The sequence below is a fragment of the Bartonella gliris genome (assembly GCF_045277155.1).
In the GTDB taxonomy this organism is placed as follows: domain Bacteria; phylum Pseudomonadota; class Alphaproteobacteria; order Rhizobiales; family Rhizobiaceae; genus Bartonella; species Bartonella gliris.
The window spans coordinates 1,682,501-1,694,801 of record NZ_CP123962.1 but is presented as its reverse complement, the minus strand read 5'-3'; the positions used below and the strand labels follow the sequence as shown (position 1 = coordinate 1,694,801).

The window sequence follows — 12,301 nt, the reverse complement described above, 5'->3', positions numbered from 1 at the left end:
GGATGAAACTGATGATAACCGCTCACCAATCGCCCCAAATACTCCACCAGCAAAAGACAAATAGACACAGCACCTCTTAAAAAAATTTTTGTGAAAACATTGGAGCATTCGCCATCCAATTCTTATCGCCATTCCATTTTTGCAATCAAATCCGTGCTGGTGCTTGGGTAAACGCAATTGTCTCCAAAAATAAAGTGAAAATCTTGACATGGCAAGAAAAGTCATTCCCTCTCCTGTAGAGCAATTAATGCTCCACCCCGCAACACTTCCCTCCCCTCAAGAGACAACGTAAAACAACTCTCTTATGTGATAATATCGGGCCGTTCGCGGCCCAATTTTTGCTGTATCTGCAACAATTGCAGCGCCGCTTTCTGCAAAGGTTGCAGAACTTTTTGCGGATCTAGATTGTATTTGCGTGGGTTCCCTTCATACTGCTCAAAATAAAGTCTTAAAGTAGCTTCTACCGTCCCTGTTCCCGATAAGCGCACCACTAACCGTGCTCCATTCTCAAAAAACACACGTATTCCCTGTCCTGTGCTAACACTGTGATCAACGGGATCATGATACGTAAAATCGTCTGCTTTTTCGACTCTCAGTCCAGCAATTTCCATTCCCGCCTTTGGTAAATGTGCACGCAACTGCTCCACAATTGCACAGGCTTTACAGGACTCCACTTCTTCATAATCATAACGTAAAGTGTAAAATCGCCCATAGGTGCGCCAATGCTGGTGCGTAATTTGTGCGACAGTTTTCCCTGTCACCGCTAAAAGATTTAACCAAAACAAAACAGCCCATAAACCATCCTTTTCACGGATGTGATGAGAACCCGTTCCAAAACTTTCTTCACCACAAAAGGTCACTTTTCCAGCATCCAAAAGCGTTCCAAAAAACTTCCACCCCGTTGGTGTTTCAAAAAAGTTCAATCCTTTTTTTTCAGCAACAAGATCAGCAGCACGCCCTGTTGGCATAGAGCGAGCAATACCCACAATACCCTGCCGATAGCCTTTAATCAGATGCGCATGGTCTGCCATAATAGCCAAGGAATCAGAAGGAGTGACAAATTGTTTGCAACCAATAATGAGATTACGATCTCCATCACCATCAGATGCCGCTCCAAGATCAGGACCTTGATCAGACATCAACAAATCATAAAGGTCCTTAGCATAAACCAAATTTGGATCTGGATGCTTGCCTCCAAAATCTTGCAAAGGAATGCCATTGACCACCGTTCCTTCAGAGAACCCTAAGCATTTTTCAAAAATTTCATGCGCATAGGGCCCTGTTACCGCATGCATCGCATCAAAGCGCAAAGTTAATCCTTTTGCCACGGCCTTAGCAATACAGTCAAAATCAAAAATCTCCTGCATCAGAGCAACATAATCGGCAACAGGATCGATAACCTCTACTTGCATAGACCCTATAAAGGCTATCCCTTGCTTACTTAAATCAATATCTGGAGCCTCAACGATTTTGTAAAAAGAAAGACGCTTTGATGTTGTAAAAATAGTCTCACACAGAGCATCAGGAGCAGGTCCGCCATTGGAAATATTGTATTTGATGCCGCAATCCCCATCTAAACCACCAGGATTGTGACTTGCTGAAAGAATAAGTCCACCATGGGCATGATATTTGCGAATAAGATGCGAGACAGCAGGGGTAGAGAGAATGCCCCCTCTTCCCACTTTAACACGCGCAACACCATTGGCAGCAGCCACTTTCAACACACGCTGAATCAGCCTATGATTGAAAGTGCGTCCATCACCACCAAGAATGAGCAATTTGCCCTCAAAAGGTCCAGCACTGTTAAAAATGGATTGAATAAAATTTTCAACATAATGGGGCTGTTGAAAAACCGATACCTTTTTACGCAAACCAGACGTTCCCGGTTTTTGATCCCCAAAAGCTGTTGTCAAAACTGTCGTTATAGTCATGGTTACGCCTTCATATGACTTCATCGGATTTTATAATACACATCCATCAAAGCATTAATTCCACTTGACGCAAGAATGAAATACTTGCAAACTTGTCACAATATATGACGGTTTAAAATGTATTCTCCAACACGCTTTTAAACACAAACACTGTTTTAAAACACAACTCCCAGAAAATATAGGAGCATAATTATGATAAGAAAAAAAGTTCCCCATGTTACCTTCCATACACGCGTGCGTGATGACTCCGTTGGCGGAGATAACCCTTATCGATGGCAAGACATGAACAGTGAGACATACTTTAAAGGAAAACGCGTTATCCTTTTTTCTCTTCCCGGAGCTTTTACTCCTACTTGCTCAACCTTTCAGTTACCTGATTTTGAAAAACTCTATGATGAATTTAAAAAAGTTGGCATTGATGAAATTTATTGCCTTTCCGTCAATGATGCTTTTGTCATGAACGCTTGGGGAAAAACACAAGGCATCGAAAACGTGAAATTAATTCCTGATGGTTCCGGTGAATTCACCCGCAAAATGGGTATGCTGGTTGCCAAGGACAATATCGGTTTTGGAATGCGGTCATGGCGCTATGCTGCTGTTATTAATGATGGTGTAATTGAAAAATGGTTTGAAGAAGAAGGTTTTTCAGACAATTGCACGACAGATCCTTATGAAGTCTCTTCACCACAAAACGTTTTAAAAGCCCTAAAAGGCTAATTGCAAATAAAATCCACGCACCTAAAGAGTACACACTTCACGGCACAAATTTCTCTTTACAAAAGAGTTTGTGCCGTTTTTTTTCATGAATTTTTAAGTGCAAAAAAAACGGAGCTAAAATATTTTCACCACCAAAAGCACGCCCCCACCTCTCATCACACCGACCCCCACCAATAAACCAAAAGATAACCATCTATCATCATGGATATTAAAGAGTTATACCGCCTCAAAAACAGCACCCAGATAACAAACGCATCCCCCCCTCATCACCAAAAGAGCAATTTTGATGCGGTTCTGAATACTGCTCGTCCTTAATTTTATTTCCTTAAAATCTTTCTTAAAATCATTAACTCGAAGAATTAAAATCTCTTTTTAAGTTAAAAAATGACTGCTAAAACCACCATTCATTCAAGCTTTCTGCCATAAATACCGCATCCATGTCGTCATCTTTATCGAACTCAGAATATTCATGACGTCCAGAAAATCCCAAAAATGTCTGGATTTATGAAATAACAATCTTTTTGTCCCCTTCGCTACAATTTTGTTACCTTGTCATTCGTTGAGACCTTCTTTAAAAGTTGCAAAATTAAAATATTGCCATTCTTCCGTTGAAACGTTGCAGGTCAAAAATTCATTGAGAATATCATGATCTCATGTTACCTGATCAAACCATCAATCCACTTCATTCCCATCTAACCTTTTCCCCACTTGCCACAACAGAACAAAAAACTTTTCATGCCAATAAACGAGAGCCCAAGGATCATACGCCCACTATCGGACGCTCTTGAAAATGCGATTTGGAAAAGATCTGCAAATCCGAAGTGTGAAGAAGGCAGCTGAAATGATTTTCCAATATCCTCAGATCTTTTCAGAATAAAAGGATTTCTTTCATAGAGCAGGGTAAAATTATATTGGACCATTGCATTTTTCCATTAACGCGCTGATTTTATGAAAAAATGAATGTTATCGATCTGTTATCATTGCCTTATAACAGCTTACAATTTATCCAAATATTTTCCTGTAAAAATTGTGCAATTTAAGTCATTCTATTTTTTTGAAACTTAAAAAGTCTTTTAGGATAAAATGCTGTAGATCTCCCTCATCTTTCGATAATGCGAGATTTTGTCGTACCCAATAAGAAAACAGCAAAAGATGTAATGCCAACGGATGAGAATTCAAAGGTTAAACCAATAGGGACTGTCAATATTTTGATAAACTCTTGGAGAGGCATTGGTTAACACATTGAATTCCAAAAAATTTTTTGGTTTATTAAGAGTTATCATGTCCCTTAGAAGGACGCGTTTTATAATGAATGAAGCTTATTTTACCTCTTTAAAAAAATCTCTCTTTTATGCCGCACTCGCTCAAACAACAACGCGATTGTAAACGAATGCATAAGCCCATCCAAACAAGCCCATCCAAACAAGCAAAGTACAAATTTTGAAAATTGAGTCTCAAATTTCTGAAATATTTCCAGCAATCCTTTCCATAAAAACTTTCACCATGAGCATTTTTGGGCTGCTAAAATATCTTGTACGGCTTTGACCAATTGTTCTTCATCAACCATCACTTGCGCTGGTCGACTTTCGCGCCATGTTTGATTATCCTTAATTTCATGCGACAACCGCGCACCCTCAATCAAATCTTTGATTTGTATTTTTCCGCTCTCACGTTCTTGAGATCCTTGAATCACCACGCAAGGCGCTTGGCGTCGATCTGCATATTTCATCTGCGCTTTAATCCCCGATGCCCCCAAATAGAGTTCAGCACGAATTCCTGCCCCACGCAACTGCATGACCATTTTTTGATACCCCGCAACCGCCTCTGGCTCTTTATCCATCATCAGTACCACAACAGGGCCTGTCGTCTCCTTCACAGGCAACTTTTTAAGGTTTTGCAAAGCAGCGATCAAACGTGAGACCCCTATTGAAAAACCCGTTGCCGGAATATTTTCCCCACGAAAGCGTGCCACCAATCCATCATAGCGCCCACCCCCCCAACGGAGCCAAAAACAACTTTTTGTCCATCATCATTAAGCACGTCAAAAAGCAATGTAGCCTCAAAAACAGGACCTGTATAATAATCCAGTCCACGCACGACTGATGGATCAATTTTGATACGATTCTGAGTGCCATTTGCGACAAAAATTGCCTGCATTTCCTCAAGCTCACGAATTCCCTCACACCCTTGCACATGATCACCAACCACTCCTTTAAGAGCGTCAAGTGTTTCCTCTGCAGTTTCCGCCCCAGCAGCGGTTAAGGCAAGAATACAATCAACCTCTTTGTCGTTAAGTTCCGCCCCTTTTGTAAAGTCACCACTTTCATCCAAACGCCCCTTTCCCAAGAGCAAACGTACACCTTCAGGACCAAATTTATCAAGTTTATCAATTGCTCTTAAGACAGTTAAACGCTTTTCAACCTGCTCATTTCCCCCCAAACCAATTTTCTCCAAAACGCACTCTAGAATTTTTCGGTTATTCAGACGAATAACATAATCATGAGGCTGAAATCCTAGTTTTTCTAAACTCTCTGCTGCCATCATGCAAATTTCGGCATCCGCCGCTACCGTTGGTGTTCCAACAATATCCGCATCAAACTGCATAAATTGCCGAAACCGCCCTGGTCCTGGTTTTTCATTGCGGAAAACAAAACCAAGCCGATAACTACGATAAGGTTTTGGCAAAGTTTCAAAGTTCTCTGCAAAATAACGAGCAAGAGGCGCGGTAAGATCATAGCGCAAAGACATCCATTGCTCATCCTCATCTTGTAGCGAAAAAACACCCGCATTTGGACGATCTGAATCAGGTAAAAACTTGCCCAACACATCTGTATATTCAAAAATTGGCGTTTCAAGCGCTTCAAAACCGTAAAGCTCATAAACTTCACGAATCTGCGCAATCATTGTTTCAGTTGCATACAGCTGTGCACTTGTACGATCCACAAATCCACGGGGTAAACGAGCTTTGGTCTTTTCTTGTTTTGATGACATGTTTTTCTCTAACAACAATATGTATTCACAGATAACGCGTGTCTATCTTATAGAAACAAACGCTGCAATAACTTTATCGACTGAAAACTTGTCGCAACATGCATAAACTTTTGCTTTAAAGAAATACTTATTGCTCAACAGCCGATTTCACAACCCTGCTAGAATATAGCGTACAATCCATTGTACACCACTCTCTTTACGTCTATGAAGATATAAGCTGCCAATATCCTTATATTTTCCCCTCAAAGCTGCAACTGCTTTTACATTGAGACGGTTCATGAAAGACACTTTTTCTTCTTCCTTAAACAATTCTACCCACATATTGATTCCACTTTTAGTGTGCAAGAAATGGTTATGATTGGCAAATGGTTGTGATTGATTCCTTATAAACGAATTTGAAATAAGAAAATCTCACTGTATTGAGAGCTCTCATTCAAGTTGCGAACAGTAAATTATCTTTATAAATCAATAAATTATTCACAAAAGCAAGTCCCCTCACCCTTAGGATAATCCGCCCAACCACCAATCCCTAACCACCAATTCTATGAAACAGTTTGCACTTTCAATATCAAAATGGAAACTCCACCATTCTTATCTCCCATCCTTATATACCCCGCCCTTATAGACATTGTTTAAAAATGAGCAACAGTCAGAAACGAGCACTATCCTAAAGACCAGCCCTAGCACTATCATTGTATTTCTAACATTCAGGGTTACCACTGTTTTTACACTTAAACGATTGATAGCTAGCTCTTCCATTCAATCGACCTTTTTGGACTGCAATCGCATGATTTTTTCTAATGAGTGATGAGTGATGAGTGATGAGTGATGAGTGATGAGTGATGAGTGATGAGTGATGAGTGATGAGTGATGAGTGATGAGTGATGAGTGATGAGTGATGAGTGATGAGTGATGAGTGATGAGTGATGAGTGATAGTGATGAGTGATGAGTGATGAGTGATGAGTGATGAGTGATGAGTGATGATGATAGTGATGAGTGATGAGTGATAGTGATAGTGATGAGTGATGAGTGATGAGTGATAGTGATGAGTGATGATGATGAGTGATGAGTGATGAGTGATGAGTGATGAGTGATGAGTGATGATGATGAGTGATGAGTGATGAGTGATGAGTGATGAGTGATGAGTGATGAGTGATGACCGTACACACAGCAAGAAAACATGCAATACAAAATTGCATCCATATTGATTATTTACACTTAAAAATCAATAAGTTGACTTTTAAAAACTCGCCATATCTTCCCTCCTCCATATCTTCCCCTCATAAGTGCTTTTCCCCTTAACCCTTAATTTAAGCAATTCTCCCTCAAATATATTTCCCTCACCCCTACATCAAGCAACAATGCCTACCTTCCCGCAAAAATCATCACGCGTATTTTGTATCCTGTCAAAAAATAAAATGAAATACGAGGTTAGAGATTTCTGAGAAGCATCAACAGCAACCGTTGTTTCTGAAAAAACTGAAATCATCTTCTTGAAAGGACAAGACATTGATCTATAAGGATAGTTCATTGTTTTACAACTTGAATGAAAGCCCCGAATACCACGTAAGATTCTCTCATTTCAAACCCTCTTATCTTAAATCAATCACAGCCATTCCATTGCATGTCAAAAACGGGGCGGTCGTGGAAATAAAAACCGTTTAAGAAAAGAGTAAAAATACCTCTTATCAATCGTTTCAATGAAAATATAAGAGCTGTTGCAACATGGAGAGCTGATAAATAGTATGATGGCACCGAGCTTACGCCTTCATCAGCGTAAAAGCAGTAGTGCACAATGACTTTACCATTATACCCTTCACGAGCGCCGTCACGAGATAAACTTGGAAGACCAACCACCAATTAATTGAGAGATGTCTCTTTATAATAAGCGCGTGCATGTGCAACAAAATGGCCTTCTGTTTTTTGTGAAGAGTGTCATCCATGAGACACGAAAAAAACAAAAGCGTGTGGCAATGCGCAATCTCCATTCTTTAAAAGACATTGCTATGGAGACTTTTGAAAGTCGTAAAACCGAATTAAAGGAAAATAGCGCGGCTGCACGAGGTTTGGATGTTAATCTACAAGCAACAGCGAAAGCACAAGCTTTATGAGGCAAACGACGTCATAAAGCACAAAACTTACCAGCGATAAATTGAAGACCAAACACTCTGCAAAACAACAAGCATAACAGGCTTTGCGTTTGCTTATCCTTACAAGCGTTCGAACAAATCTCTTTGTGTAATATGCATACAGTGTGTGATATTCATAAAGATCAGGGTGATGGTGATGTATGGACACCAAGCTCGAGAATATGACGGTGCGACGCGAGAGCACAACAGAGTTTTGCGTAGCTTTATCAAGCGCCAATGCCTCTCTTCCCTGAAGAATCCCCTCATATATTTTGCACCTTTATCCAAAAATCACATGAGATACGTGTGTTATAGATTTTTGCAAAGCATCAAGAGCACATGTTGGTTTTCGATACATTGAAGCCTCATTAAAATAAACACTCTTCTTTATAAAAAGATTTTTAGTTTTAAGGTGAGATTAACAAGACATCAGTGTGCTTTGCGCTTGCTGTGCAAAATGATTGATAATATTTTTTAAATCAGCAATATTTCGACCAGCATCTGTAATAGAACGTGATACAGAAGGAATGACATTTTGCCAGTGTCTTTGAGGAAATTGATGTGCCAATTGTGTCATTGTTCCACCTTGAGCACCAATACCAGGAACGAGAAACAGACTATTTTTTAACTGCTCAATTGTGTCTTTAGATTCAGATCCTAATGTCGCTCCTATAACCGCACCGATAGGACCAATATTATGATGAACACTATGAGACTGGGTATTATAATCACAAATGCACTGTGCAAGATGAAGTGAGAGTGCCTGATCACCGATACGCGCATTTCGAATGTGCTTTCCCTCTGGATTAGAAGATTGAACAACCACAAAAACCCCTGCTCCTGTTTCTTCTGCAATCTTTATCAAAGGAATGAGAGCATCAAAACCCAAAAAAGGATTCACTGTTATAGCGTCAGCTTTGAATGCACTGTTTGGACCAAGCCAAGCTTTACCATAGGCTTCAGCAGTAGAGCCAATATCCCCCCTTTTTGCATCCGCGAGAACCAATAAGCCTTGTTCGTGTGCATTTTCAATGAGTTCCTTAAGCGCTTGAAGACCTTCCACACCATATAATTCAAAAAATGCGACTTGCGGCTTTATGATACCCACTTTGCCAACAACTGCTGTTAAGAGAATATCACAAAAATCTTTTAGACCTTTATAATCAAAACTGAGTTTCCATGAATGTAAAACTTGATGACTAGGGTCAAAACCAATACAAAGTGGTCCATAGACTTCACGATTTTTGAAAAAAGCTGAACAAAACATTCTATCACCTAACATTGTCTTTCCTTCAATTTTTCCATAAAATCGAAAAGAATATCGCTCTATAGAAATGACAAGTAATACATTTTCTTAAAGAATAAAATATCTTTGGTCTTGATTTTATTATGATTACATAAACACCCCTCTGCATTGGCTTCATAGAAACCAGTTTTTTCCCTATACATCATCTCCAAAGCACTCTTCTTGTAATCAACATTCCCATAATGATCACAAGCATTTCAGACTTTATGTTGAAGAGCACCGCACAAAATACAAGGATTTGCAGCAAAAATGAATGAAGTGGTAGAGTTCTCCTCTGCACACTGAGAGGGTTACAGCTTATCAGAAATCAGAAGCATTGCATACACACATTACCACACCGTTGAATGGGAAAAGAGTGAAGAGTTCTTCAGTACATGCAAACGCAATCAAAAAAACTATTTTAAACAGCTTATAGCTAAAATAATAAAGAAACGCTCAGAAAAAATGATGAATGTGTGTTATTTCTATAATCATAACAGTTTAATAACTATCAGCGGAGGAAAAAGCATATCTGCTCGAAGGGTACTTGCTCGAAGAGTATTTTGCTCGAAGAGTATGAGAAAAATCCAATCTTAGAAAAAATCTCATTCATAAGATTTTCAATGGAAAAATACGACAACACAAGGATGCTATGAACCTGAAAAAGAGCTTTTTTAAAGCCTTTTTCCTGAGACAGTATTTATATCGCTAAAATCCTGCATGATTGAAGTGATGAAAGTGCAGTTAAAATATCACGCGGGGAATGGTGAAGTAAAAAAAAGAAAAGAACTTTGTTGTTATAAAGGTAAAATAATAAGCATGCTTATCGAGGCTTACTTCTTTAAGGAGAGAAACTCTACCCAACCAATATGAATCGTTAGCGACTTCCTGTACTCTCCTTCTATGGAAATTCCATGAGCAAAAATAAAATACCTTTTTTCATCTATAGCGCAGTTTTTCTTTCTGAATTTTCCTTTTTCTTTGTACTCCCTCTGCTTGGAAACTCTTCTCTTATAACTGCTGCAAATATTGCGTTTTATCTCGCTGGATCAGTAATCCTTGAAAGCATTCTCATGATAACCGCAACGGGTTTATTAGAAAGATTTTCTCGTAAACTCTTAATGGCTACCGCCTTTATTTTAAGGAGTACCGCTTTCCTGTGTATTATCCTATCGCTCATGCCTTCTGCATGGTTGATCTTTTTTACCTTAATGGCTTTTTCGAAAGCAATTTCAAAGCCATTTTTGCGAGAAATTTTATCAGAACATCTCAATGGAAGTGCTCTTAAGCGCGCATTAACCCTCTATTCGTTTTTTCAAAACGCTGCTGTCGTTATCGCCCCTCTTGTTGCAACAAGTGCCATAAAATATAACGCATCAGCTTTTCTTATGGCTTTCTTTGCACTCATTGGTTTGTATTTTTGTTTTCTCTCTCTCAAAATTGTCTATCACTACCCCCATAAAAAATCATTGCTTGAAAAGGGTAAAAAAATAAAGAAGCCTTTCTTTTCTTCTTTAAAAACAATAATACATAACCGTTCTCTTGCTTATTTGCTGGTCACAGCTTTTCTTTGTGCATTCCTCATGGGAATTTTTATCACCACCACAACACTTCTCAGTAAATTTGACAGCACTCTCGCTCCTTATAGTGGGATTTTCTTTTCAATTGTTGGCATCAGCATTTGTATCTGGCAAGGGGTGATCAATAAACATCTCACCCTTTCTGATAAAGCAACTGTCTGTCTGCTCTGCTTTATGGGAAGTTTCTCCTCACTTTTCCTCATAGATGGCGTCTTTATCGCTGTGAGTGCATTAATTGCCTACAGTGTCTATGAATCTGTCATGGTTCCAGAGATATACTATCAAGCAGGGAAAACAACTACATCCCTCTCATCCAGTGTTCTTTTTAGTTATATTCTTGTTATTTCAAATATTGGCCAAGCTGCCGGCTCATGGACAAGTGGATGGATCATCAGCCATTTCAACAATCATATCGCTTTCACCTTTTGCATGATTGTTGGTGTCTCCGTGTTAGCCTCTTGCCTGTGCCTCATACAAACTAAAAAATAAGGAGCTTCATTGTCGCATATCATTTTTGAAAATCGGGTGCACAACAAGAATACTCAAAACACTTCGCCACAAATGGCTCAATTAGGGATTTTTAACGCACTCTACCGTAAAAAACCTTAAAACTGTCTTCAAGAATTTCTCTGTAAGCCCCAACGCCAATTGCCTCAAAGCCTAAAGGATTATCGGGTGGATTTTTATTTATCCCTGAAATGTATCGCCTTCTCAAAGTGACATATTATCCATTTGCCTCTATGATTGATCTTGAGACTTTGCGTTCAGCTATCGAAGAATTTTCTATCAATACCATCATATGCCTACCAAGTTTTGCCGATAAACTTATTACGATATCTCGGAAGAAAAAATTAAAATCTCTAAAAAACCTATTCTCTCTTGCAGAAGCCTTTCAAGCTTAAATCTGCGTTGAAAATAAAAGACTTGAAATCGCTAAATTCCATATTAAGCCTCTTAGCTTTACCACAAAAGAAACTGGCCCTCTAGGATTCCAATGTTTTCAGATCGATAGTGACGTTTCATCTTATATAACACATTCAAGTGCAGTCAAATCCTGAAAATGATCAATGAAAAGTATCCGTTTTTTATCCTAATGATGCACCATGACTTAAGCATACCACAGGTGATATTGTTCATTGCATATCATCAATCATGTAACTGTAGCAACCTGCAAACATAATTTACACCTGAAAGGAAAAACACCAGCCCTCTATAATATTATGGGCACTTCAATTTTTGTTCACGATTTCACAAATGTCTTGAATCTCCAAAACTGCACTTTTCTCCATTTTCTAAGAGAGGAATACCTTTTGTTAAGTCAAACATATATTTTATTTTTCATATTCTCTCTGTGTGCATTTTTACTGTTTTGCCTTGCGCTTTCCTTATCGCATAAAGAGAACAGCTCAGCTTTATGATATGCTTTGTTTGAACGCCTTATCGCTCATGATTGCAATTGTTATAGGATCATACAGCATTTGCCACTGTTGGGGAATACGAACGCGCTGGCACCTTGCCCCCAGCCTTCATCATTTTTATGAAAGAGCGCTGCAATGAGCGGCTGATTAAGCTCTAAAATTTTTTCCCCTTCCAGTAACTTGCGTCCTCCCTATTCGTCCCCCTTTGCGTTTTTATGCGGGAAGACATCCGAGCCTCACCAGCCCCCC

The 12,301-nt window shown here is 39.2% G+C and carries 9 protein-coding genes and 1 pseudogene; 3 read left to right on the top strand and 7 right to left on the bottom strand.

Annotated features, from left to right (window positions below):
• Positions 1 to 244 precede the first annotated feature (244 nt).
• Together QHG54_RS07605 and QHG54_RS07600 are read right to left on the bottom strand one after the other, a co-directional pair.
• Positions 245 to 316, bottom strand: coding sequence for a hypothetical protein (locus QHG54_RS07605; protein ID WP_396335819.1), 72 nt, complete (start codon positions 314 to 316; stop codon positions 245 to 247).
• Positions 303 to 1,931 carry an alpha-D-glucose phosphate-specific phosphoglucomutase gene (locus QHG54_RS07600; RefSeq protein ID WP_406604122.1) on the bottom strand — a complete coding sequence of 543 codons (1,629 nt, stop codon included), beginning with the start codon at positions 1,929 to 1,931 and terminating at the stop codon, positions 303 to 305. The genes QHG54_RS07605 and QHG54_RS07600 overlap by 14 nt, the downstream gene beginning before the upstream one ends.
• A 192-nt stretch (positions 1,932 to 2,123) precedes the next feature.
• Between QHG54_RS07600 and QHG54_RS07595 the strand changes: the two genes are divergently transcribed.
• A complete protein-coding gene (locus tag QHG54_RS07595; RefSeq protein ID WP_317993729.1) occupies positions 2,124 to 2,648 on the top strand; it encodes a peroxiredoxin in 525 nt (174 codons plus the stop codon).
• Positions 2,649 to 4,146: 1,498 nt separating this feature from the next.
• Here the strand turns inward: QHG54_RS07595 and hisS are convergent.
• From hisS to QHG54_RS07575, 4 genes and pseudogenes are all read right to left on the bottom strand, one after another.
• A pseudogene (gene hisS / locus QHG54_RS07590) lies at positions 4,147 to 5,639 on the bottom strand (histidine--tRNA ligase).
• 147 nt (positions 5,640 to 5,786) lie between these two features.
• Positions 5,787 to 5,960: a DUF4102 domain-containing protein gene (locus QHG54_RS07585; RefSeq protein ID WP_406604121.1), complete on the bottom strand. Its 174-nt coding sequence runs from the start codon at positions 5,958 to 5,960 to the stop codon at positions 5,787 to 5,789.
• Between the two features lie 476 nt (positions 5,961 to 6,436).
• Positions 6,437 to 6,826 (bottom strand): hypothetical protein, encoded by a 390-nt coding sequence (locus tag QHG54_RS07580; RefSeq protein WP_406604120.1) that lies wholly within the window; start codon positions 6,824 to 6,826, stop codon positions 6,437 to 6,439.
• A 416-nt stretch (positions 6,827 to 7,242) separates the two neighbouring features.
• Complete coding sequence (locus tag QHG54_RS07575; protein WP_317993733.1) at positions 7,243 to 7,497, bottom strand: hypothetical protein; 255 nt, start codon at positions 7,495 to 7,497, stop codon at positions 7,243 to 7,245.
• 14 nt (positions 7,498 to 7,511) lie between these two features.
• Between QHG54_RS07575 and QHG54_RS07570 the strand changes: the two genes are divergently transcribed.
• Positions 7,512 to 7,751 (top strand): hypothetical protein, encoded by a 240-nt coding sequence (locus QHG54_RS07570; RefSeq protein ID WP_317993734.1) that lies wholly within the window; start codon positions 7,512 to 7,514, stop codon positions 7,749 to 7,751.
• Positions 7,752 to 8,187: 436 nt separating this feature from the next.
• On the opposite strand, the gene pyrF is transcribed toward QHG54_RS07570, so the two are convergent.
• Positions 8,188 to 9,036: an orotidine-5'-phosphate decarboxylase gene (pyrF, locus tag QHG54_RS07565; RefSeq protein WP_317993735.1), complete on the bottom strand. Its 849-nt coding sequence runs from the start codon at positions 9,034 to 9,036 to the stop codon at positions 8,188 to 8,190.
• Positions 9,037 to 9,968: 932 nt separating this feature from the next.
• Here pyrF and QHG54_RS07560 point away from each other — a divergent pair.
• The gene (locus QHG54_RS07560) at positions 9,969 to 11,123 is read left to right on the top strand and encodes an MFS transporter (RefSeq protein WP_406604119.1); all 1,155 of its coding nucleotides are present in this window, start codon (positions 9,969 to 9,971) and stop codon (positions 11,121 to 11,123) included.
• The last annotated feature ends 1,178 nt before the right edge of the window (positions 11,124 to 12,301 follow it).